This is a genomic window from Peptoniphilus sp. BV3AC2 (genome assembly GCF_000478945.1).
GTDB classification, from domain to species: domain Bacteria; phylum Bacillota; class Clostridia; order Tissierellales; family Peptoniphilaceae; genus Peptoniphilus_B; species Peptoniphilus_B duerdenii.
Map to the genome: position 1 here is coordinate 1 of NZ_AWXD01000034.1, position 22,989 is coordinate 22,989.

General features: G+C 31.5%; 20 protein-coding genes and 1 pseudogene. 3 read left to right on the forward strand and 18 right to left on the reverse strand.

The window, feature by feature from the left end; all coding sequences use genetic code 11:
• A partial coding sequence (locus HMPREF1252_RS09985) for a hypothetical protein (RefSeq protein WP_036747197.1) occupies window positions 1-265 on the forward strand: 265 nt, incomplete at its 5' end.
• A 62-nt stretch (window positions 266-327) separates the two neighbouring features.
• On the opposite strand, the gene HMPREF1252_RS08540 is transcribed toward HMPREF1252_RS09985, so the two are convergent.
• From HMPREF1252_RS08540 to HMPREF1252_RS08565, 6 genes are all read right to left on the reverse strand, one after another.
• A complete protein-coding gene (locus HMPREF1252_RS08540) occupies window positions 328-1,719 on the reverse strand; it encodes an ABC transporter ATP-binding protein (protein WP_023060294.1) in 1,392 nt (463 codons plus the stop codon).
• Complete coding sequence (locus HMPREF1252_RS08545) at window positions 1,716-2,444, reverse strand: energy-coupling factor transporter transmembrane component T (RefSeq protein ID WP_023060309.1); 729 nt, start codon at window positions 2,442-2,444, stop codon at window positions 1,716-1,718. The genes HMPREF1252_RS08540 and HMPREF1252_RS08545 overlap by 4 nt, the downstream gene beginning before the upstream one ends.
• The gene (locus HMPREF1252_RS08550; RefSeq protein WP_023060275.1) at window positions 2,444-3,034 is read right to left on the reverse strand and encodes an MptD family putative ECF transporter S component; all 591 of its coding nucleotides are present in this window, start codon (window positions 3,032-3,034) and stop codon (window positions 2,444-2,446) included. Before HMPREF1252_RS08550 ends, HMPREF1252_RS08545 begins: the two co-directional genes overlap by 1 nt.
• A 25-nt stretch (window positions 3,035-3,059) precedes the next feature.
• On the reverse strand, window positions 3,060-4,784 hold the full coding sequence (locus HMPREF1252_RS08555) for an ABC transporter ATP-binding protein (RefSeq protein ID WP_023060316.1): 1,725 nt from the start codon (window positions 4,782-4,784) through the stop codon (window positions 3,060-3,062).
• Entirely contained in the window at window positions 4,781-6,550 is a 1,770-nt protein-coding gene (locus HMPREF1252_RS08560; protein ID WP_023060312.1) for an ABC transporter ATP-binding protein, read from the reverse strand. The genes HMPREF1252_RS08555 and HMPREF1252_RS08560 overlap by 4 nt, the downstream gene beginning before the upstream one ends.
• 107 nt (window positions 6,551-6,657) lie before the next feature.
• Entirely contained in the window at window positions 6,658-7,272 is a 615-nt protein-coding gene (locus HMPREF1252_RS08565; RefSeq protein ID WP_023060302.1) for a TetR/AcrR family transcriptional regulator, read from the reverse strand.
• Window positions 7,273-7,556: 284 nt separating this feature from the next.
• Here HMPREF1252_RS08565 and mobC point away from each other — a divergent pair.
• Window positions 7,557-7,914, forward strand: a pseudogene (mobC, locus tag HMPREF1252_RS08570) (plasmid mobilization relaxosome protein MobC).
• A 137-nt stretch (window positions 7,915-8,051) separates the two neighbouring features.
• Here mobC and HMPREF1252_RS09395 read toward each other — a convergent pair.
• From HMPREF1252_RS09395 to rlmD, 7 genes are all read right to left on the reverse strand, one after another.
• Complete coding sequence (locus HMPREF1252_RS09395; RefSeq protein ID WP_023060272.1) at window positions 8,052-9,320, reverse strand: hypothetical protein; 1,269 nt, start codon at window positions 9,318-9,320, stop codon at window positions 8,052-8,054.
• 302 nt (window positions 9,321-9,622) lie between these two features.
• On the reverse strand, window positions 9,623-10,216 hold the full coding sequence (locus tag HMPREF1252_RS08580) for a type IV toxin-antitoxin system AbiEi family antitoxin domain-containing protein (RefSeq protein ID WP_023060255.1): 594 nt from the start codon (window positions 10,214-10,216) through the stop codon (window positions 9,623-9,625).
• A 388-nt stretch (window positions 10,217-10,604) separates the two neighbouring features.
• Window positions 10,605-12,326 carry a DUF2326 domain-containing protein gene (locus HMPREF1252_RS08585; RefSeq protein WP_023060261.1) on the reverse strand — a complete coding sequence of 574 codons (1,722 nt, stop codon included), beginning with the start codon at window positions 12,324-12,326 and terminating at the stop codon, window positions 10,605-10,607.
• On the reverse strand, window positions 12,317-12,544 hold the full coding sequence (locus HMPREF1252_RS08590; RefSeq protein ID WP_036747199.1) for an ABC-three component system middle component 6: 228 nt from the start codon (window positions 12,542-12,544) through the stop codon (window positions 12,317-12,319). Before HMPREF1252_RS08590 ends, HMPREF1252_RS08585 begins: the two co-directional genes overlap by 10 nt.
• On the reverse strand, window positions 12,528-13,505 hold the full coding sequence (locus HMPREF1252_RS08595) for an ABC-three component system protein (RefSeq protein ID WP_023060266.1): 978 nt from the start codon (window positions 13,503-13,505) through the stop codon (window positions 12,528-12,530). The genes HMPREF1252_RS08590 and HMPREF1252_RS08595 overlap by 17 nt, the downstream gene beginning before the upstream one ends.
• A 25-nt stretch (window positions 13,506-13,530) precedes the next feature.
• Window positions 13,531-13,737, reverse strand: coding sequence for a helix-turn-helix domain-containing protein (locus HMPREF1252_RS08600; protein WP_023060298.1), 207 nt, complete (start codon window positions 13,735-13,737; stop codon window positions 13,531-13,533).
• A 639-nt stretch (window positions 13,738-14,376) separates the two neighbouring features.
• Window positions 14,377-15,699, reverse strand: coding sequence for a 23S rRNA (uracil(1939)-C(5))-methyltransferase RlmD (rlmD, locus tag HMPREF1252_RS08605; RefSeq protein ID WP_023060325.1), 1,323 nt, complete (start codon window positions 15,697-15,699; stop codon window positions 14,377-14,379).
• 92 nt (window positions 15,700-15,791) lie between these two features.
• Between rlmD and HMPREF1252_RS08610 the strand changes: the two genes are divergently transcribed.
• A complete protein-coding gene (locus HMPREF1252_RS08610; RefSeq protein WP_036747200.1) occupies window positions 15,792-16,616 on the forward strand; it encodes a polysaccharide deacetylase family protein in 825 nt (274 codons plus the stop codon).
• Between the two features lie 83 nt (window positions 16,617-16,699).
• Here HMPREF1252_RS08610 and HMPREF1252_RS08615 read toward each other — a convergent pair whose 3' ends face one another.
• From HMPREF1252_RS08615 to HMPREF1252_RS08635, 5 genes are all read right to left on the reverse strand, one after another.
• A complete protein-coding gene (locus HMPREF1252_RS08615) occupies window positions 16,700-17,920 on the reverse strand; it encodes an FprA family A-type flavoprotein (RefSeq protein WP_023060257.1) in 1,221 nt (406 codons plus the stop codon).
• 9 nt (window positions 17,921-17,929) lie between these two features.
• A complete protein-coding gene (locus HMPREF1252_RS08620) occupies window positions 17,930-18,694 on the reverse strand; it encodes an exodeoxyribonuclease III (RefSeq protein ID WP_036747202.1) in 765 nt (254 codons plus the stop codon).
• Complete coding sequence (locus HMPREF1252_RS08625; RefSeq protein ID WP_023060323.1) at window positions 18,684-19,502, reverse strand: ATP-binding protein; 819 nt, start codon at window positions 19,500-19,502, stop codon at window positions 18,684-18,686. The genes HMPREF1252_RS08620 and HMPREF1252_RS08625 overlap by 11 nt, the downstream gene beginning before the upstream one ends.
• Window positions 19,503-20,259: 757 nt before the next feature.
• The gene (locus tag HMPREF1252_RS08630; RefSeq protein WP_023060278.1) at window positions 20,260-21,954 is read right to left on the reverse strand and encodes a vWA domain-containing protein; all 1,695 of its coding nucleotides are present in this window, start codon (window positions 21,952-21,954) and stop codon (window positions 20,260-20,262) included.
• The gene (locus HMPREF1252_RS08635) at window positions 21,947-22,831 is read right to left on the reverse strand and encodes an AAA family ATPase (RefSeq protein ID WP_051338904.1); all 885 of its coding nucleotides are present in this window, start codon (window positions 22,829-22,831) and stop codon (window positions 21,947-21,949) included. Before HMPREF1252_RS08635 ends, HMPREF1252_RS08630 begins: the two co-directional genes overlap by 8 nt.
• Window positions 22,832-22,989 lie beyond the last annotated feature (158 nt).

Sequence of the window (22,989 nt, forward strand, 5' to 3'; positions counted from 1 at the left end):
GTTTTACCTCCTAAGAAACTTAAATAATATTGGTACTTCAAAGTATTTTGATTTTTATAGAAAGATGACAAAATACCCCTCAACTTATAAAGTGAAATTTGTCCTCTTTGGTAACCAGAATTTTTATTTTTTTATAGTATTTTTGAGTTTTAATGATTCATTTGAACATAAAAAGAGGACTTACGCTATTAAGCATAAATCCTCAAAAATAAAAAAATATTATAAAGTTTATATTATGGAGTATTCAAAAAAATACTATTCATAACTTCTCGTTTTTCTTGCGTGTTTATCATATGTCCCTCTTCTAATTTACTAATGTATGCATTTTCATAAATAAGTGAAATCAATCACTTTATCACAAACTGACTCTAAAAACTCAACATCATGGGATATTATTAAAATTAACTTATCTTCTTCTTTTACTTTCTTTATGTTTTTAGCTACTATTTTCATATTTCTATAGTCCAATCCACTAGTTGGTTCATCAAAAAATAGAATTTTCTTGTCTGATAGTAAAGCGGATAAGATAATTACTCTCTGTTTTTGTCCTCCTGACAAGGTGTGAGGATTACTATCACTGATATTTTTTAACTCCATATCTTTTAACCAAGTATCTAAAGCATTATCATCTTTAATATTTGATGTTAATACTATTTCATCTTTGACAGTGTCTGTGAATAACTGACAGTTCACTTCCTGCATAATAAGCAGGCTCTCACTTAGCCTACTTTTTATATTTAAATTCTCATCATCTTTTAAAATTTTGCCTTTATTTGCTTTGTATAAGCCACATATGATTTTTGCTAATGTAGACTTCCCAATTCCATTTTCTCCAACAATCCCAATAATATTCCCATAGCAAAATTTAAGATCCTCAATGGACAAAATTATTTTGGTATTTCTTTTGAAAATCAGATTTTTTAACTCTAATAAAGTCCCTTTATTTGAAGTTTCAAAATCATCAAATCTTTCAATAGCTTTATAATCAGAATGCCTAAGTCCTGTTCTCATTCGTTCATCTTCACTTAGATTTTCAATTTCGTCCATACTATATTCTCTGATGATTTTTCCATCCTCTAAGTATATTGCTCTATCAACAATGTCTTTTAAATACCACAACCTGTGTTCTGCAATAATAATAGTTTTTCCTAAAGATTTAAGCTTTTTTATTGTAAGCGATAGTTCTTTCATGGACTTTATGTCTAAGCTTGAAGATGGTTCATCAAGAATAAATATCTCAGGGTTTAATGCGTAAATGCTTGCTATAGCAATCTTCTGCTTTTCTCCTCCAGAAAGATTGAATATATTTTTATTCACCAAGTTTTCAAGATGAAGCTCTTTTTCAACTTCTTCAATCCTTTTGTTAATTACTTCTCTTTCTATGCCGTAATTTTCTAAACCAAAAGCAATTTCATCGGTTGTATTGGTTGTATAAAATTGTGTTTTGGGATTTTGAAAAACCGAGCCTACATTATTAGATAATTTATAAATTGGTGTGGTAAATGTATTCATACCATTGACCATAACGCTGCCAGAAATGTCCCCATCATAAAACTCAGGTATTATACCGTTCATAAGCTTTAATAGAGTCGACTTTCCGCAACCGCTCCTACCACACAGAAGAATGCATTCCCCTTTTTTGATTTTCAAATTTATATCTTTTAATGAGTAATCAGATCCTCCCTTATACTTAAAACTTAATTCTCTAATTTCAATCATAAGTCCCACCCTGATACTTTCATAAATATTACTATTGATAAAATTAAAATCATAATAATTAGAACACCAATATCATTTTTTCTAAACTTAATTAGGTGTCTACTTGTTTTGTTAACAGGAGCATCGAGTCCCCTTATAATGGCTGATTGAGAGAGCTCATCCCCAATTTCTATCACACTTACGAACAATGGCACAAAAAAATATTCCATAATTAATGTTGGTCTTATTGTTAAATTGATTAAGTTAAAATTAATTCCTCGAGTTTTCATCGCCATATTTATATGACTCCATTCGTCTTTAATAGTAGGCAAATATCTAAATATTACAGAAATCATTATGAGCGAGTCTTTTGAAAGTTTTAATTTTTGTAAAGTTGCCACTGCACTGGAAACAGATGTTGAATTTAAAATCCATTTACCCACGATAATACATGGCAGAAATTTTCTTCCAATTGCCAAGATAAATAAAATTAATTTCAAAAGAAAATTCATACTAAAATAGGCTAAAGATTTTTCCAATACTACACTTATTGCAAAAAATAAAATATACTTTATAGCGGATTTTTTATAACCATCGCTAATAATGATGACAAGGAAAAATAATGTAATAAGGCTTTGATAGATCCAATCAAACCCTAAAAAAATTAAAATATTCGCACCTATAAGTAAGATAAGTTTTGTTCTGAGGTCATATTTTGACCCCAGAACAAACTTTGAATTTTCCATTATAAAACTCCTGCGGATTCCAACTTTTTATTTAGTATTTTCTTTGTAAAATAAGAACCAATCAAAGAGAATATAAATGTTCCAATAATCATTACTGGTAACATCCATATTGGTGTCCATGCTCTTACTGTGTTACAAAAGCTTTGATCTAATTTACCTTTTATTAAACTTTCAAAAAATGCTTCTCTCATAAGCCAAATTGGTAAAAATCCTCCAAATAAGTTTAGAGAAAAAAACATATGACTAATTGTATTTTTCTTAAAGTCTGTATAATTCCCACCTTTTGCTATGAACATAGCAATTATTCCGGCAGGCACTGCCACTAATGGTGCAATTGGAATATGTCCAGTTGCAACTAATAAAATACTTGGTAAGATAGCTGCGATTACAATAGCAGTGGCTGACTTTGTCTTTGCAAGAAGCATATGGTAGGTTGGTGCAGCAAGTAGTGCTACAAGCATAGGCATTAGTAAAAACAAAACAGGGACAGGCATAGATATTACCCCAATAACTGCATATGTTACAAAGTAAAGTGCAATTAAAACACCGGCTGTAACTGCATTTTTTGATGATTTCTTTTGTGTTTTCATAAATTTCCTCCTTTAAAATTGATTGTCACTGTACAATCTTCCATTCTTTAGACTTTTCTTGATAATTCCATAAGTCTTTATATAGTCCTTCATTTTTTATAAGTTCTTCATGCTTCCCAACTTCCTCTACCTTTCCTTTGTTTAAAACAACAATTTTATCAGCTCCCATTACGCTCCTTAATTTATGAGCTACAACCACAACTGTTTTATTTTTAATTAAATTTGATATTGCTTCCTGTATAATAAGTTCATTTTCAGGATCAAGTGAAGATGTTGCTTCATCAAGCAGTATTATTGGGGCGTTTTTTAATATTGCTCTCGCTATTGATATTCTTTGTTTCTCACCTCCAGACAGAGTCGCACCTCCTTGTCCAATCATAGTGTCAAATCCATCATCTTTATTGACTATAAAGTCATAAGCTCCTGCCATTTTTGCAGCATTCATAATTTCATCTTTACTTGCATCTTCATTTCCAAATTTTATATTGTTATAAATTGTGTCTTTAAAAAGATACACATCTTGAAAAACAACAGAAAATTTATCCATTAATTTATCAGGGTCGGCTGTTAGCAAATCTACTCCACCAATTTTAATTGTCCCTTCATTAGGATCATAAAATCTGGAAATTAATTTAATTAGTGTAGATTTTCCAGAACCAGAGTAACCAACAAAAGCAGTTAATTCGTTTTCATTAATGTCTAATGAAACATTATCGATAACCTTAGATTCCTTGTAAGAAAATGAAACATCACAGATTTCAATTTTGTTACTATCGTTTAAATCGCAATTTCCTGACATAGGTTTAGCGTTAAGTAAGTTAATGATTCTCTCTCCTGAAACTGATGCCATTTGTAGACCTGTATAATTTACAAGTGCAAGCTCCAAGGGATCAAAAATCCTTGTGCCTACAAATAAGAACATTAAAAATGTATCAATTTCCAAAGATCCATTTATAAATAAATAGGAACCAACTAAACTCATCAAAGGAAGTCCTATTCTTAAAATCATACTTGCTATAGTAGTTAATGAACCAACCCCTTTCTCACTCTTAATATTTGCATTTCTTGAGTTATCTATATCTTCTTCAAGCTTTGTTAATGTATCATCTAAGCTGTTATAAGCTTTTAGAGTCTTAATAGCATCCAAATATTCGTTTATATCTTCTTCCTCTTTTATCCTAATTTTCTTTGTTTTCAAATAAATTTTTTTCTGAAAGTTTTTCATGAGTGTAAGAAGTAGAACAGAAATCGACAATCCAATAAGTGTTGCTATTCCCATTTTTACATTAATTATCAAAAATAATATTGAGCAAAGAACCGCTACACATATGCCGCTGAAAAATTGAGGTAATTGATGCGTTACTGCCGTTTCAACTTTGAAAAAATCATTCATTAATGTATCTAAGATCTCTGCTGAGCTTTTCCCTGAAATATAACCTATTGGCAGCTTTCTTATGTGGTCTGCAAGCTCTATTCTTCCATCTGCACTTGTCTTGTATCCAAGTTCATAGGTATATTTTGTGGCTAAATTTTCCAATAAGAATGTTACAAAGAAAAATATTGCCATTATCCCAAAATACTTCCATAAAAGGCTCGTATCTATATTATCTGCACCTCTATTTAAAAATAGTTTTTCTACAATTTTCGCCAAAGCAATAAATGGTATAAGGTTGGAAATAGATGCCAAAACATTTAAAATAATTGATTTTCTTATATTATTCATCTTTCCTAATGTAATATTTCTTATCATTCATTCTCACTCCCTTCTATATCCATTAGCCAAATATTTGTCTTCTTATAAATATCAAAGAGTCGCTTATATATTCCATCTGCAAGGATTAAATCTTCATGCTTACCTCTTTCTGCAATTTTTCCATCAGATATTACTAAAATTTGATTTGCATGCTCTATGGTATTTAACCTATGAGCAATCATGATAACCGTCTTATCTTTAACCAATTCAGATAAAGCTTCTTGCATAAGATATTCATTTTCAGAGTCTGCAAAACTTGTTGCCTCGTCTAATACTAATATTGGTGCATCCTTTAAAATCGCTCTTGCTACTGCAATACGTTGTTTCTCTCCGCCGGATAAATAAGTTCCTTTACCCAAAACAGTATTGTATCCATCAGGAAGTTTTACAATAAAATCATGACATCTTGCCTTTTTACAAGCTTTTATGACATCTTCTTTTGTAGAACCTGTCTTTGCCATAGCAACATTATTGAAGACTGTATCTGTGATAAGATCACTGTCTTGAAAAACAAATGCTATCTTGTCCATTAAGGCGTTTATCGGAATATTTTTTATATTAACTCCACCGATTTTAATAGAACCTTCTGAAGGATCGTAAAATCTCGGTATTAGCGTTCCAATAGTAGATTTACCTGCTCCCGAATATCCAACTAATGCTGTAACTTCTCCTTGTTTAGCACAGAAGCTTATATTCTTTAAAACCTCTTCATTTCCATAAGAAAAGCTTACATTCTCAAATTCAAGATCATGACCTTTTATCTCTTCCTCACTATTTTCAATTGCAAATTCTTTTTGATCTATAATTTCGTAGATTCTCAAAACAACTTCATTTAGTAAATTCATTCCTTCTGCAAAATCTCTCAGTTTTAATGCAGGTACGCTAATGGCAGGTGCAAGAATCAAATAGAAAATAAAGACTGTAGCAAAATCCAAGTTATTATTTCGTGACATTAAAAGTATTCCTACTGGAACTATGAATGTAGCAACAGATAGAATAAACATTCTAAATGAGACAAATCCTGGTCTTATCATTGATGTCATCGAACTTGTAAAATCTCTATATTCTCCTACTGACTTTGAAAAAGTTTTAAATGATTTTATTCCCGTTCCAAATATTTTCACTTCCGGCATACCTTTAACGTATTCAGTAGTTGCTGAATTTATTTGATCCAGAATTGCAAAGTTCTTCTCAAGTCCACCCGACTTTATAATCTTTGCCATGATTGCAATCTGAATTCCTAAACCAACAAATATAATTAACAAAGTCGTAAGACCTAATATTAAATTTATCTTCAACATAACAATTATCATTGCTAAAATTAGTACTAAAGTTGAAATTAAATTTGGTAATTGATGAGAAAAATATCCCTCAATTTGATTCATGTCCGATCCTAATACTTGCCTTATTTTTGACTTGTTGTCTCCGGTAAAAAACCCTAAAGGAAGATTTCCAATATGAAATAATATTTTCTTTTTTAAGTTAGCTATTAAAACATATGAAAACTTATGGCATAAAATACCTCCAATGTAAGTTAAGCAATATGACAATACCACTGCTGCAAGTCCATAGATGCAGAACTGTATTGTACTTTGTTCTAATTTTCCATATAAAAATAGAGATTTTATGACTTTGTATATCACCAAAATTGGACAAATACTTAATAGCATCCCAAGACTAACAAATAATATCCCTCCTACAAGTTGTCCTTTTTTTATTTCACTGTAGGAAATAATATCTTTGATTGATTTCTTCTTTTTCATCTAAAACATACCTCCTTACCGAACGAGTTCGTTCATTTGCCTTAAAACTAATACAAGGAAAACACCATTGATGTTTCCCTTGTAAAATACTTATATTTTATTTTTTTCTAATGAGGTCTTTGAAATAGTTCGCTTATTATTCCAAAGGCTTCACTTGAATTTGTTTTGTTTTCTCCCTTAATAATATAGTCATTATATATTGTTCCAACAGCTCCGTATAAAATAAAAGCTGCGAAACTTCTCACATTTTCTCTGTTTATTCCCATATTATTTTCTATTTTTTTATTTTCAATTCCTTCCATTATAAACTCTGAATAGACATCTATAAATTTCCCAATGTAATGAATCAATTCCCATAGCCTGTACGAGTTATCTGTAATTGAATTCTCTTTTGAAAAATTATATCTAGTCGTGAACTGACCGATATCTTTTACTATAAGTTCTCTTAGAATTTTTATTCTTTCTTCGTAATCTATTTCCTTGTTTTGAAGGATACCTAACTTATTTTTTAATTTTTCATCAAAGTAAGTTTCCATACACTCCAAGAAAATATCTTCTTTTGATTTGAAATAATAATAAAACATTCCCGGCGCTCCATTAACTTCTGCGAGAATATCTCTAACAGAAACTTTCTCATACCCATACTTTTCAAAAAGTCTGGATGCTATGTTTATAAGCTCCTGTTTTCTTTCTTCTGGATCTTTTACATTTCTCTTTGCCAAAACCTCACCACCTATTGACCGACACTCGTTCTTTAATAAAGATTATCATTTTCTTATACTTTTGTCAATAGTGCTCTGAATTTACATTCTGAGTATGGTATAATTTTATATACTATGAATAAAACGCTTAACGCTTATATATTTAATAGCAAGCACAGTAAGTGTACGGACACTTACGAAAAAATTAATGGAGCAGCCCTTTACGGAATGCTCCATTTTTTTAATTTTTACCTTGTTAGGGAGAACCCTAAGACCCCGAAATATATTTTATAAAGGAGAATAAAATGGCAAATAGATTTAGAAATGAAAGAATAGAAATAAAACTAACTAAAGAAGAAAAAGAAATTTTTTGAAAAGAAAATGAGACTTGCTAATTGCAAAACTATGTCCCACTTTCTTAGAAAATGTGTATTGGAAAAAGAGATTTATGTTGTAGATTTAGAACCATTTAGAAACCTACAATGGCTACTTTCAAATGCAACAAATAACATAAATCAGATTGCAAAAGCTACTAATACAACGGGTGTTATTTACAAAAAAGATATTGACTATATGAGAGAAAAAATAGAAAAATTGGCAAAAGAAATATGGCAGATCCATTCCCTGCTTCTTAATAAATCAAAAGAAAGTTCTGATGATTAGTATGGCAATTACAAAAATACATCATATTAGGATGGCTGATACACAAAACTTTTCACAGACCCACTACCAATTTGATCTTCTATAAAAGAAGATACAAGACCTTTTAGTCTTATGTATCTTCTTTTAATTTTATTATACTATAATTCACTCGCTGATTTTATAATAATCTCTTCTGATATCACTTTAAGTAATGGTATTTCCTTTAATAAGGCTTTAGAGTCTTTAAAAGGTTTATAAATTCCTCTTTCATTCAATCTAACTTCATTTGACTTGCTGTGAACAAGTGAATTTCTAGTTTTATATACTCTATTAGCCAACTTCTTAAATATATGTTTTTTGTCTCCTATTAAATCTATTGCATCTCCATTTGAAAAATTAACCTTATTGTTTTTATAGTATTCTATAATATCTTCATCAATTTCATTCAATTTTTCTATTATCTTTTCAATATCTATATACTTTCTTAATGTTAATTCCAGTGCTTCCAATTCACTTCCTGCTGTACTTTCAGTTCTCTTTTTATTAATTAAATCTACAAGTTTCATTATATCTTTTTTTCTTTTTGTAGAAAATCCCGGATCTAACAATATTTCCTTAACATTATTAATAACACCTTCTTTATATATTTCTTCATAAAAATATTCCATAATGTGATAAAATCCTATGAATTGTACAAACGGATCTTCTGAAGAAACCGCCATATGGTACTGTTCTGTTAAATCTTGTTTATATAATAATCTTGGTGCATCTAACTCTTCGCTTTTGTAAGAGCTATTTTTATTCCTATACCTAATATTTAATAATTCATCTAAGCTATTCATAATCCTGAAGGAATATCCATAGTTATAGCAAAAGTTAAATAAAAATGAATTAATATAATCATTAAGTTTATTTTTATCAATATCTTTTTTATATGAAACAATTAGTGAATAAGGATTTCTAAAACAAACTCTTAATAAATTAAATAAATTTTCGCCTTCATCTCCTCGCAATCTAGGAGGAAAAATCATAAAAGTTCTTTTTAAACTTTCCAAGTCTATTTCTTTAATAATATTCCATACCATTACATCTGATATTTCTTGAAATTTATATTCAATATTATTCATGGAGTCTTTAATATTAGTAGATACTATTCGTTCCTCAAGTTTATATGGCAATAGTCTTCGAACCATTTTATTTGTTTGATAAATAATAACTTCATAGCTATTATTAGTTAAAACTGTAAATTGCGACAAATCCGATTCCATTGCATCATTGGTAATATTATTATAGTCAGATTTACTAAATTCATAACTTTTTTCACCCACAGTATAGCTAATACTATCTTCGCTATAATCTATATTAAATTCTTTATTAAATCTTCTTAATATAAATTTTACTTTATCAATAAATTCATCCCATTCCATATTTACTCGTCTCCTTAAAAATTTGTATATTCTTATAATGTTGAATTTTTATTGCTTCTTCGTCCTTGATATTAGAATCATCTTACTTTATATAGGTTTAAACCACTTCTTTTATATAGTTTTCAATCACTAATAAAATTTTTTCTTTGCGGACTTTCCTTGTGCAATATATGATAGCTCCATTTTCAAACTCTTTGGTTTTTTCTGCTAATTTAATGCATCTACTACAAACGTTATAATGTTAATTCTTTTATGTGTCTCAATAAGATTTTGTTCATCTCCTTCAATACAACCTTTGAAAATTAAATCTTCGATAATACCTCCATATATTTCCTAATTTCATCTTCTATTTTAAATAGTCTACTGTATTTTATGAGTCGTCTTAGATTTTTATTTTGTGATTTAAAGTATCTTTTTATGGCTTCTGTAAAAATTTGCTTATCTATTTTTTCTCTGTCGATTATGATGTCACAAATTGTTCGATCTATATCGTAAACTGGAATAAGGTTGCCTTGTGGTGATTTTATTTCTGTCTTTCCAATTTCGTATAGGTCTTTTTTTACATAGTGAACTTGTAGATCTTCATATCTTTTCTTGATATGACTTGCATTGTAGCCTTGGGGAACAGATATATGAAATACATTTGGGGTCCTAACGGATAGGTCGTGGAGATATAGGGCTGTTTGATGGGAAAATATAATTCGATTACTATTAGATGATATTAAAATAAAATCGTCTATTACTTTTCCTTTTAATTGATATAGACCTGGTCTTAATCTTTCTAATTGTCCGATTTTGGTTAATTCTGATAGATTATGCCTAGTATATCCAAGTTCTTCTGCTTCTTTGTTGGTTATCACTAAATTTTCTTGTATATATTCTTGAAGTGTATTCATAGTCTACCTCCGCTCATATTCGCTTTTATTATATGTTATAAAAGCGAATATGTAAAGTTGTCTTGTGAGTGTTTTCTATTTTTAAAAAGGATGTAACGAATCCTTACACCCTTTCTAAAATTATTCTTTCTTAACTCAATATTCTAATTTAGTATATATCTCTAGTAATATGTGTTTACGGTTTTACATACTTCAACTTCTATTCTACTTATTTATTTCCAACTATACTGTCTACTTAATATTCTAATCTATTGTTCACATAAAATGTTCTGCTCCTGTATTTTGGTATAAGTTCTATATGGTATATACAATTCCTACATTGTATCAAGTATTACATACATATTTTCTACAATATAAAAGAGTAAGAAATTCTTACTCTTTTATACTATTATTCAATTTTAAATAATTTATCAGTTTGTGATAATTCCACAATAATATTCACTTTACTCAATAGATCTTCAGGCAACTTATCTTTCAATATTGAAATTACCAATTGAATGTCTTTTTTAATAACAAAATCCGAAACTTTCAACAATTGATTATCATGCATCAATTCTTTTTTATCATTTAATAAAAAATGCAAAGAGGATATTCCTTCTTCATCTGCAAACATTATATATGCCAAATCAAAACATAGAATTTCTCCTTGTTTTTTGCCTGAACTCATATTTGAGTTAAATGTACTAAATTTATATACTGGCTTATTTGTCTTTTTATTATTAATAATATCATATGTCAGAGCATATTTTTCTCCATATAACTCATATGATACCGAAGAAAAATATCTATTAAATTTCGTTATTTGTTTCTTAAGTTTTTCTTGAAAATCAGAAGAATATAAATATTGATCAATGTTTTTAAGTTCATTCTCTGTTGTTTCGAGAATTGAATCTACCTCGTTTATTTGTGAAATTGTATTTTCATACTCGCCTTTTAATCTATATTTTTCATTTATTTCAGAAATAATATTTTCTAAATCATTAAATGAATCACTCTTGGAAATTTTTATAGATAATTTTTTTTCATCATTTAACAATTCTTTTAAAGTTCTCTTCTCATTTTTAATTCTATCATTTAAAACAGGTAATTCTTTTGTTATAAATGAAATCTTCTCCACTATCATTTTATTGTGATATACAACTAAATCTTCAAATGTTTTATGCAAATTAGGGATATATTCTTTTGATTCACTATACAACAATCTTAATTGATCTAAATCAATTGTAGACACATCTTTTTCCATCTCATTTTTGGCTTCAATGATCATGTCCCTTCTTATTTCTAGTTTAGTAATAAGTGAACTTAAACTATTTATTTTATATTTTATTTCATTTAATTTATTTAAATCCTCTTCAAAATTTTCATTTATATTTAATAAAGATTTTTTGTTATTTAACTCAACTATTTCATCTTCAATTATAGCTAATGCAACCTCATATGAATTTTTCTTTTGTTTTTTTTCAAGCCTCTCTTTATATGCATTTTCCTGCTTTATCTTATTAGTAAGTGCTTGTTTATTGGCTCCACTATCAAATCCACATCCTAAAAGATATAAGTATAGAGTTTCATATTCAACATCAGTAGTAAAAGAATTTAATGTTTTTAATGTCTTATTAATACTATTGTCCTTATATCTAATATTATGAGATATTATTTGCTTAAAAGAAGGTTTTTCATTTTTATGTTCTGGAAATATTTTTGCTAATAGTTCATTTTCAAAATCTTTTTTCGATATCGATTTACCATTTATTTTCCTTATAGCATTTTTCCCTGATAGAAAATTACGCTCAATAACTAATCGTTCTTTTTCTTGCATGTTAAATCCATTTATAAGGGTTAATGTTATTAACACTTCCTGATTTATTAAAAAACTTTTGACCTCTTCATATACCTTATTTTTATTTTCTTCATCTGTGTAAATATCCTTACCTTCTCCTCCCAGGCAAAAATAAATTAATTTTAAAACTGTTGTTTTACCTACATTATTCCCTGTTGATTTTAAGTCATCTGTTAAAGGGGTGTCATCAATTATTAAATTCATACCTGTATGAAATTTCATCTCTCGAATTGTTTCATATTTAGTAGAAATTTTCAGTTTTTCTATAAACATTTTCTTACTACCCCCTTCTCACTTATTTGAGCTAATTGTATTAAATATAACCAGTCAAGACTCAATACGAACACGGAAAATGACATGTTATTTGACTTTTTTACATTATAGTATAATTCTAAAAGCATTTGTTCTGTTTTCTTCTCAAGCTCTGTTAAAATAACATAACCATTATAATAAATACTAAGTTCAGGATGAATATTATCTGGTAATAACATGATTATATCCCTCCGGATTATTAAATATTTTACATCTAATAAAAGCATCTACAACCAGTATATCCGTACACAATTGTAGTTCTTCCATCGGTATTTCTATATAATTACTACTTCCAATTATAACTTTCATAACACAATTAATTATTTCATAAAAAATGTCTGTAGGAGTATAATTTAATCTATTTAATTCTATATACCGCCTTCTAATCTCCTGTAATACAGAAAAACTTTTATTTTTACCCTCTCTATCAAACTCACTGTATATTTCATCAAGTCTGTGATAAAAAATTTTATACTCATCAATTATGTCTTTAGCATCTTCTAAATCATTAAATAAAATTTTATCCTCTATAGCAAAAGAGTTGATTTCTGGAGAACCAGCGTTAATATCAAGTGTTTCCTCTGCTAAAATGTTAATAACTTTGGCTAAATTTGACTCAATTTTAACGCAATCAACATCCTGCCCTAACTCAGCTTTTATAAAATCATATAAACACCTTTGCTTAGAAACTGTTTGATTTAAAGTTTTTTTAAGAAGTAACCCAATATCCCATATATCTTGTTTTGGATTAAATTGCATACTATATGGATTTTGAAAAGTTTTATTTTTTAGAGAAGAAGGTGCATTCTTAGAAATAGACATAAACTTGTAGTTATAATCTTTGTATTTAGTATATATGTTTTTGCTTAGAGAATTTTCAATTTTTGTTTTTGTACAGGTTGAAGAAACTTGAACAACAACTTTATTTTTATGATCTATTAAATCTATACCATCTATATTTTGGTATGAGAAATTTAAATTTTCTAATTCTAAACCAAAAATAATATTACACAAATTGGCGAAAAAATTTTCAGAATGGATATTAAGTTCCAAAAGGTTTAGTTTACTTCTCACTTCTATTCTATATGCTAGCGTATTTAATTTTTCTTCTATGTAATTAAAATAATTTGTCCTATTCACTTAATACCATCCTATTTCTTACTATTTATTCCTTAAATAATAAATATGGTTCTATATCTAAAGCATCAGCTATTTTTTGTACATTATCCAACGCAATGCTTCTTTTTTTACACTCTAATGCACTTATATATGTTCTATGCAATCCGGATTTTTCAGCAAAAGCTTCTTGTGATAAACCCATTTCATTTCGATATTTTTTAACGTTTTTAGAAAAAACTTCTATGATATCCATTATACACTACCTCTATTCTTTTAAAATTTTATCATTGTTGAATACAATTAGTCAACATACAATGAGTAACATGTTCTTACATAAGCAATCAAATTTTAAAATACTATCGTTCCTAATTTTCTCTTCAATCTCTTATTTCTTAATTTCTATATAGTTACATAATCAAGAAAATTATATAATTTAAACCTATAATGCTTAAATAATTTTATTAGACTTTTTTATTAAATTATATTAATGCATTTCTGACAGTTCTTATTTATCAAGTCTTTTTTCTTTATCACTATTTTATCTCATTTGAATGTGATAATCTCTTTATATGATTAAACCATATAAATCTCTTATTATTTTTCCGATAATACGCAAGTTCATTTTAAAATGTAGGTCTTTTTTCATCATTAAAATATAAACATAAAGTCCTGATCCAACCTTTGGTATTCTAATTGCAAAAAGAGCAGCCTTTTAAGCTACTCTTGTAGAAAGTACAAAATGAGTTAATTATATTTTTTGTGTTTCCTCATACCAGTTGCAAAACAACTCTTACATCCATGTAGTTTTTTTGAGTCTTTTTGATGTATCCTTCTTCATCTTTATCGAAGACAAAATGCTTATAAAACTGCTTAAAATGCAGGATTTCTAAATTTACATCTTTTGTATCAACGCTATAGCTTCCACGTGGTTCGTCCTTGGGAATTGGTCGACGCCATGGACGGATCTTTCCATATATCCGCATTCTCTAAATGTTTTGATATCTTCTACAAATGTCACTGGGTTGCAGGAGATATAGAGGATATTTTCTACGCCGAATTCTGTGATTTTTTCGATTGCTTTTTTCCCTATTCCTGCTCTTGGTGGGTCTACGACGATGATGTCGTATTTATTTTCCAATTCTTTTACTACTTCGTAGACGTCTCCTGGGATGAATTTTATATTTTTTAGTCCGTTTAGTTCTACATTTTCTCTTGCTGAGTCCACTGCTTCTTCTACGATTTCTACTCCTAGGGCTTCTTTTCTATTTTTGCCGAGGATGGATGTGATGGTTCCTGTTCCGCAGAATAGATCCAATAGGTAATCGCCTTTGTCTTTTAGGATTTTTTCTGCTTCTGTATACAGTACTTCTGCTGAGTAGGTGTTGGTTTGGAAGAATGAGAATGGTCCTATTTTAAATTCCATGTCCATTAATTTTTCCACTACGTAGTCTCTTCCATATAGTATGTGTAGTTCGTCTTTTACTACTGCGTCGGACATCCTATCGTTTATGGTGTGGAGGATTCCTTTGATTTCACTTTCGAGGTCTAGTTCTAGCATCGCTTTTACATAGTTTTCTGTGTCTATTTCTTCTTGGGACGATGTGACTAGGTTGATGAGCATTTCTCCTGATATGGTGCGTCTTAGGCTTAAATGTCTTAGGACTCCTTCATGGGTTTTTCTATTGTAAAATGAGGTTCCTTGGAAGTATTCTCGAGTTTTTATTCTTACTTTGTCAAAGTCTGGATGGACGATTAAACATTTATCCATGTCTACGACTTCATGGAAGTATCCTTTTTTGTGCAGTCCTAGCGCCAATGGTCCGTCTTTTTCTTCGTCGCCAAAGGTGTACTCCATTTTGTTTCTGTATTCTTTGTACTTTGGGCTTTTGATTAGGTAGAAGTCTTCTGCGTCGATGTCGTTTTCTCTTAGCAGTTTCTTTAGCATTTCTTCTTTGTAGGCTATTTCGTCTTCGTAACTGAAGTTTTGGTATGTGCAGCCGCCGCAGACTCCTTGGTACTTACAGTTTTCTTCTGTTTCTAGTGGCGATAGTTTCTCTACGTTTTTATATATTAATTTTCTTCTGTTTTTTTTGTAGAGTTTTACAACTTGTCCTAGTAGTCCGCCTTTAAATTTAAATTTTTTACCTTCTATCTCTACTGTAGATCTATTTGGGAAATCTACTTCTGTTATCTTTGCTATTATTTCTTTATTCATATTCACTCCTGTTCTTATTCTATCACATCGGGGCTTATGTTTTGAATGTTGAATCTTCTAGTTTTTATGTATATAATTTACTTGGTGATATTATGAAAAAGTTTATTATTATTGTATTTTTGGCTCTTCTTTCTGGGCTTTTATTTTTATATAGTTATGTGTTTATTCATAAGGTTTCATATGGTGATATCCCCATCTTGACCTACCACGGTATCGACAAAATGGACAATGAGTACTACTTGGATCCCGACAAATTCGAAGAGATGATTGCGGAGCTTAAGAAAAATGATTTTACTTTCATTACTGCGCAGGATCTCTACAAAATCTACAATAAGGAGATGACTCTGCCTGATAAACCTGTCATGATTACTCTTGACGATGGTTATAGGGACAATTATACCAACGCGTATAGAATTTTAAAGAAGTACGATGCAAAGGCGACGATTTTTCTTATCGGTGCTTTTGTCGATTCTAGTGATCAATTCTTGACTTGGAAAATGGTAGAGGAGATGGCAAACAGCGGCCTTGTGGATTTTGAAAGCCACACTTACAATTCTCATGATCTAAGGCTCGATGGTCCGCATAAAGGCAAGACTACTTTTTCCACTCCGTCTCCTGGTGAAAGCGACGAAGATTATTACAAGAGAATCTACGAGGATCTTGTGTGGAACAATAATCTCATCTATTCCCACTCTTCTGTTTTTCCTGTGGCTATTGCCTATCCTGGAGGTATGGCTGGGGACGAAATAGTATCTAAAGCGGTGAAAGAAAGTGGTCTGAAACTTGGTTTCTTAGGTGCGAAGAAAAATGCAAGCTCTATCTTTGATCTAGATCCTTACAAAATCAACAGGTTCAATATTAAAAAGAGCACTGATCCTAAACATTTCGTGAAACTTATCACGCCTAAAGATAAATAATATAAAACCAGAGACTTTTCTCTGGTTTTTTGCTTTGAATTTATAAGTGCAACAAAAAAGGGAGGTCTTGCCTCCCATTATTTTTATTCTGCTTCTGGAACTTTTCCTTCTTTTACTGCCTTTGCCATCATCTTTCCAAGATTTATTAAGTCTTCAAAGTCTTTTTCTGAGCCTGCTCCCATCACTTCTGGCATTAGTGGTAGCACGTTTAGTTTTTCGCCTTCAACAAATTCTTTTAATCCTTTCAGTCCGCCGCCGTTCCATGAATAGCTGCCTGCTATACCCCAGATGTTGTTCTTCATCTTTTGATGTTTTAGTTCGCTTGTTAAGAATGACATCGGTGGGAATAGTGCTTTGTCATATGAACATGAGATTAGGATAATTCCCTTGTATCTCCAGCAATCTGCTAGTAGGTAAGACTGTGGTGTCTTGGCTACGTCGTGCATCCTTATATTTGTAAGTCCTTCTTCTGCTACTCCCTTTGCAATAAGTTGTGCCATTCTTTCTGTGTTGCCGTAGATGCTTCCGAAGATGATAGCAACTCCGTCTTCAGTCTTTTGGTTTGCTAGGTCTGTGTAGATTTGGATTACTTTTTCTGTATTATTTCTCCAGATTGGACCGTGGTCTGGGCAGATCATCTTGATGTCTAGTCCGCCAAGTTTTCCAAGTGCTTTTAGCGCTTGTCCTGAATATTTACCAACGATGTTTATATAGTATCTAGACATTTCTTCTAGGTAGTATCTATCGAATTCTACTTCGTCATCATAGATTGCTCCGTCAAGAGTTCCGAATGCTCCGAAGATATCTTGTGAGAATAGTGTGCCTGTTTCTTCTTCAAATGATACCATTGATTCTGGCCAGTGTACCATTGGTGTGTGGTAGAATGTTAGTTTTGTGTCGCCAAGTTCTAGTGTTTCGCCATCGTCTACTATGATTAATTCGTCTTCTTTTATTCCATAGTAACTTTCAAGCATTTTAACCGCTCTCTTGTTGGCGATTAGTTTACAGTTTGGATATTTTAAAAGTAGGGTTGGGATTCCTGATGAATGGTCAGGTTCCATATGATGTACGATTATATAGTGAAGCTCTTCCCCTTCTAGTACTTCGTCTAATTTTCTTATACATTCCTCGATAGTTGTAGATTTAACTGAGTCAAGTAGTATGTTTTTTGAACCTTTGATTATATATGAATTATATGCTACTCCGTCTGGAAGTGGCCACATATTTTCAAACATCTCTGTGATTCTGTCGTTGGCACCGATGTAGTAGAGTTTATCGGTAATCTTTTGACTAAATTGTCTCATTTTCTCCTCCTATAAATTTAATTCCACGCTTACTGGACAGTGGTCTGATCCCATAATATTTTGGTGAATGGATGCTTCCACTATCTTATATTCTAAAACTTTTGAAACTACAAAGTAATCGATTCTCCATCCTATGTTTCTATCTCTTGCTTGTCTAAAATAACTCCACCAGGAGTATTCGTCTTCTTTGTCCGGATATAGGTATCTAAATGTGTCCGTATATCCCGCTTCCAATAGTTTTGTAAATTTATCTCTTTCTTCATCCGAAAATCCAGCGTTTTTTCTGTTGGATTCTGGGTTTTTAAGATCTATTTCATTGTGAGCAACGTTTAAATCTCCGCAGAGAACTATCGGTTTAACTTCATTTAATCTATTTAGATATTCTAAAAAAGCCTCTTCCCATTCCATTCTGTAATCGAGTCTAGCAAGACCTCTTTGTGAATTCGGGGTGTAGCAGGTGATGAAGTAGTAATCTGGATATTCTAGAGTAATAACCCTGCCTTCCTTGTCATGTTCTTCGATTCCAATACCATAACTTACGCTTAGAGGTTCCTCTCTTGTGAAGACTGCAGTGCCTGAGTAGCCCTTCTTCTCTGCGTAGTTCCAATACATATGGTATCCAGGAATTTCTAAATCAAGTTGACCTTCAGATAGTTTTATCTCTTGAAGTCCAATTATATCAGGATTTAATTCTTCAAAAGATTCCATAAATCCTTTTTTTAAAGCTGCTCTAATTCCGTTTACATTCCACGAAACAAATTTCTTAGTCATCATATCTCTCCAAAAATGAATGCTTGCCTAAATTATCTTTGAATCCTAAAATCGCACCCATGTTTACATTCTCCGTTGCACGCATGATATTTATGCCGACAACTTCGTTTTCTTTCTTAAGTTCTTTGATCAGTTGTTTTACATAGTCCCTCTTGGAACCGCCAGATTTCTTAGAAGTAACTGTGCATGCGCAATCCATTGCAGTAAGCCCAGTTGATTTCATAAATCTTATAATAGATTCCTCTTCAATTAGGTACATCGGTCTTATAAGTTCCATGTTTTCAAAATTTTGTGCCTTAAGTTTTGGCATCATGGTTTTGAAATCTCCTGCGAAGATGATATTTAACATGACAGTTTCTATGACATCGTCGAAGTGATGTCCGAGGGCAAGCTTGTTGCAACCAAGCTCCTGAGCCTTGGCATAGAGATTTCCCCTACGCATACGAGCACACATGTAGCAAGGATTCTCTCCCGCAATTCTCTCTGAAACTTCGAAAATATCTGACTGGTGAACCTTGACCGGAATTCCAAGTTTTTCGCAGTTGTAAAGCATCTGATCCAACTTTTCCTTCTTGTAACCTGGATCCATAGCAATAAATTCCAAATCAAAATCAAATTTCTTGTGTTTTTTTAGCTCTTGGAATAGTTTTGCAAGAGTTAGCGAATCCTTGCCTCCCGAGATGGCTACCGCAATCTTGTCTCCCTTTTCCACAAGCTCATATTCCTTTATTGCTCTAATAAATTTGGTCCAAATTCTCTTTTTATAAGTCTTAATAAGTGATCTTTCTATTTCTAATTGTGATTTTACCATTTTTTCTCCCATATAGATTTATTTTATCATATAGGTAGTTTTTATTCTATAATGCGTCACCACAAATAATTATTTTAGTTTGGATTATTTTTTTGTTTTGGGTGTAGCGGAAGCATTTTGCTTCCATAGCCGATAGGCTCTATTGAGAAAGTCTTAAGGAAGACAGTCACCCTGAGCGAAGACGGTGAAGCAAAGCGAAACCGTCGGAGTCGAATGGGTATAACCCTGGTGGGGTCAAACATTGTTTATTGATCTCAAATGCTATCTCGATATCATAAACAAAATCATTATTATTTCACTTGCCAAAACTAACTTAAATAGAGCTTATACCCGTTCGACTCACTTCGTTCGCTCAGGGTGACTGTAGTTGGGATGTTTTTTTCTGTAGAGATCCTTCGACTTCGACGGCAAGCCGTCTTCGCTCAGGATGACAAATTGGGAAAGTTTTTGCTCGATATTTATAAGTTATTTGCATAGTTTTGAGACTTCACGCCTTCGGCTGTGGAACCTGGAAGGTTCCGCTACGAGGATGAATTGAAATAAAGTTTGTCGTACGGGTTAAAGCCCTAGCCGAAATCTTTGATTTCGTAGCAGGTCTTATGCAAAGAGTTCCAAAGAAGCCGAATGAAATGAAGGCTGATTTGCAGAACTCGACTGCTCGGCTGAGGGAAAATAATTTAGTATCAAATTTAATGGAAGCTGGTTGCTTCCGCTACAGAAATGAATAATAAAAAGCTGAATTCGATTGAAGAAGAATTCAGCTTTTCTCTATGGATAGTATTTGTTTTTTGATAAATTTGCCGCAGACTCTTGCTATGGAGCTTGCCTTATCTATTTTTATAAAATCCGATCTGTAGATTTCTTTAGCGTTGTCAGTATGTCTGCCACTTATTATTGCGGCAATTTTTAGTCCTTTTTTCCTAAGGTCATTTATATTTTTCTTGGCATCTTCAACTCCAACTTCGTCTTGGTAAGGCTTGTTAAAGCTAAAGCCTTTGGTGATTAGTGGCTTTAAATCTTGTGGGTTTGCATCTGTTAAAATTAAGCTTAAGGTATTTTCTATGTCTTTATTCAGTATCGCCCTATAGGCACGAAAAACTAGCCCGTCTCTATTCCAGCCCATGGTTTTGAAACGAAAGATTTTCTTGATTTCAGCCTTCTCATCATAGTCTTTCAAAATGGTTAAAATTGTAAAATCTCCTACTGTTTGAAATGAAATTACTCTAACTAAGATAGAGTTGTTTTCTAGAGATTTAGAAAGGATATAGGCTTCGATGGCGACTTCTGATTCCTTATCAAGCAGAGATGCAGATCCGTCGATTAAAAGGTCCACCTTCATGGAAGGGTCAGTTACAAGATTTTTCTTTTTAAAAATCTTTGCCCTATCCGATATTTCTGCTTTGTAGGCAAGGCGGGGTACGAGTTTTCCCCTTGCACTTATATCTTCATCAAAGGAAGAAGTAAGATTAATTTTTAGTTTTATTTCCTTGGACAAAAGACTAATGGCTCTCATATATGATGCCTGGTTTGCCTTAAATTTCAAGAGGTGTCTTTCAATCGCTTTTTTATTTAAATCTTGGTCGAGGTACTTATCATTTTCTGTGATTCCTCTCGTATAAAAAAGTCTAGATTTTTTGTGTCCACCGGTGCACAGGTCTCTTTCTATTCCCAGTCTTATTTTTTCATCAAATAGCGATCTGCCAAAGGTTTTTTCTATGTAGTCTAGGCTTTCCCTTCTTTTTTTTATTTTAAAATTCAAGATAAATGCTCTTAAACCATGAGATTTTTGATTTTTGCCTGCAAAGCTTGCCGGCATAATTGACCTTTCAAGGCTTACCCTGCCTGCACTTTCAAAAAAGGAAAATTTAATGAATGGAATTCTACTAATAATGTCATTTTCCTTATAACCAAGATAGGTTTTAAAAAGATCAAGGACTCTTTCTTCTAAATTAGTCCTGTCTGTATCTTCTGGTAATCTTAGATTTTTATAGCGTTCTAAGTCTTTTTTAGAAATTCTCCCAGGTTTAACTCCTAAGATTTCTTTCATCCTGAGCATTTCAAGCCTATACATTTGATTTTGCCTTATGGCAAGGCTTCTCCTTTGGAGGTCGTACTTGTCGGCGAGAAATTTTTCTGCAAAATATTTTCTCAAAGACTCTAAAACTGGTCTTTTACCTAATTCTTTATTATATGCAAAGTCTTCAAGCATATAGATTAGACCAAGGTCATACTTCTCACGCCTTGGGTTATCGGTCCAAGAGTTAATGAGATTTTCAATTTCTCTATGTCCCAAGTATTTTACAGCAATGCCAATGATTAGGTTTAGATAAAAATCAGGATTGCCATCGATATTTTCGCCTATGATAAAATTATCAAAGTCATAACTCGTGGCTCCTGCCCATTGTAGGTTAAATATTCGATTTTCATAAATTTTATCTTGATCTTTATTCATTTGAAATGTCTTTTTGGTAAATATTTTCTGGGAAACGTGCCTTTAATAGGTCTTCGATTAGGTCAGCTTCATAATCATCGAAAATCTTATTTACCAGGCAAAGTCTCATAGCTTCCTTAAATTCAAGGCCTTCTTTTATTAAGTCCAGCCCGTCAAAAATACCCCTAAGATCTGGAGCTGAGTCAGAAATTTCATGGGCCAAAGCCTTATCTTTTAGGTCTTTAAAAAAGTTTGCAATGTCATTTATATAAGTTTCCTTAAGTTCTGGGTGATGAGTTTTGATTAAGTGTTTAAGGTCACTATCGGAAATTCTTGGCATTTTAATAATAGCAAATCTTGATAAAAGTGCTTCATTAAGATCGCGAGTGCCTTCGTAGCCATAGTTCATAGTTGCTATGAAGCGTGTGGCCGGATGAACATTTATTAATTTGTATCCAGGTATATCAATCCTTCTCCTGTAGTCAAGAACTGAGTGGAGTACTGCCATTGCTTCATTTTTTGCCATATTTATTTCATCAAGGACAGCAAAACCGCCATGGTTACTTGCAAGAGAAATTGGTCCTTCCCTAAAAATTACGTTGCCTGATTTTAAGGTGTCATCACCAATTAGACTTGATGCGTCGACACTTACGTGAAAGGAAATATTCCACATTGGGCGGGCAAAAAGATATGCCAAATGTTCTGCTAGGACATTTTTCCCGGTGGACTTATCTCCAACTAAGAGGATATTTTTGCCGGCAAGGATTGCAGCTATAGCCTCTTCTAAGATTGCATCTCCCATGTATAAGAACTTCGGATCTGGAATTCTGTTTTCAAATTCCTTTTCAATGGGATATTTATTTTTAAATTCATCTATTTTTTCATACAATTTTTTCATCTTATCTCTCGCCTTTTTTATTTCATTTACTATATAGGTTTTTAAAGACATCAATGCCTGATGTATTACTACTTTGTTTTATAGATACATTGTATCAGAAAAAGACGAGGATGTTTAGTTTCCTCGTCTTTTTTATATTGGGACTTTTAATATCCCTT

Bases quoted from the DNA above. Each gene is read 5' to 3' on its own strand.
- HMPREF1252_RS08540 (WP_023060294.1), bottom strand. From the start codon at position 1,719: ATGATTGAAATTAGAGAATTAAGTTTTAAGTATAAGGGAGGATCTGAT.
- HMPREF1252_RS08545 (WP_023060309.1), bottom strand. From the start codon at position 2,444: ATGGAAAATTCAAAGTTTGTTCTGGGGTCAAAATATGACCTCAGAACA.
- HMPREF1252_RS08550 (WP_023060275.1), bottom strand. From the start codon at position 3,034: ATGAAAACACAAAAGAAATCATCAAAAAATGCAGTTACAGCCGGTGTT.
- HMPREF1252_RS08555 (WP_023060316.1), bottom strand. From the start codon at position 4,784: ATGATAAGAAATATTACATTAGGAAAGATGAATAATATAAGAAAATCA.
- HMPREF1252_RS08560 (WP_023060312.1), bottom strand. From the start codon at position 6,550: ATGAAAAAGAAGAAATCAATCAAAGATATTATTTCCTACAGTGAAATA.
- HMPREF1252_RS09395 (WP_023060272.1), bottom strand. From the start codon at position 9,320: ATGGAATGGGATGAATTTATTGATAAAGTAAAATTTATATTAAGAAGA.
- HMPREF1252_RS08580 (WP_023060255.1), bottom strand. From the start codon at position 10,216: ATGAATACACTTCAAGAATATATACAAGAAAATTTAGTGATAACCAAC.
- HMPREF1252_RS08585 (WP_023060261.1), bottom strand. From the start codon at position 12,326: ATGTTTATAGAAAAACTGAAAATTTCTACTAAATATGAAACAATTCGA.
- HMPREF1252_RS08590 (WP_036747199.1), bottom strand. From the start codon at position 12,544: ATGTTATTACCAGATAATATTCATCCTGAACTTAGTATTTATTATAAT.
- HMPREF1252_RS08600 (WP_023060298.1), bottom strand. From the start codon at position 13,737: ATGGATATCATAGAAGTTTTTTCTAAAAACGTTAAAAAATATCGAAAT.
- rlmD (WP_023060325.1), bottom strand. From the start codon at position 15,699: ATGAATAAAGAAATAATAGCAAAGATAACAGAAGTAGATTTCCCAAAT.
- HMPREF1252_RS08610 (WP_036747200.1), top strand. From the start codon at position 15,792: ATGAAAAAGTTTATTATTATTGTATTTTTGGCTCTTCTTTCTGGGCTT.
- HMPREF1252_RS08615 (WP_023060257.1), bottom strand. From the start codon at position 17,920: ATGAGACAATTTAGTCAAAAGATTACCGATAAACTCTACTACATCGGT.
- HMPREF1252_RS08620 (WP_036747202.1), bottom strand. From the start codon at position 18,694: ATGATGACTAAGAAATTTGTTTCGTGGAATGTAAACGGAATTAGAGCA.
- HMPREF1252_RS08625 (WP_023060323.1), bottom strand. From the start codon at position 19,502: ATGGTAAAATCACAATTAGAAATAGAAAGATCACTTATTAAGACTTAT.
- HMPREF1252_RS08630 (WP_023060278.1), bottom strand. From the start codon at position 21,954: ATGAATAAAGATCAAGATAAAATTTATGAAAATCGAATATTTAACCTA.
- HMPREF1252_RS08635 (WP_051338904.1), bottom strand. From the start codon at position 22,831: ATGAAAAAATTGTATGAAAAAATAGATGAATTTAAAAATAAATATCCC.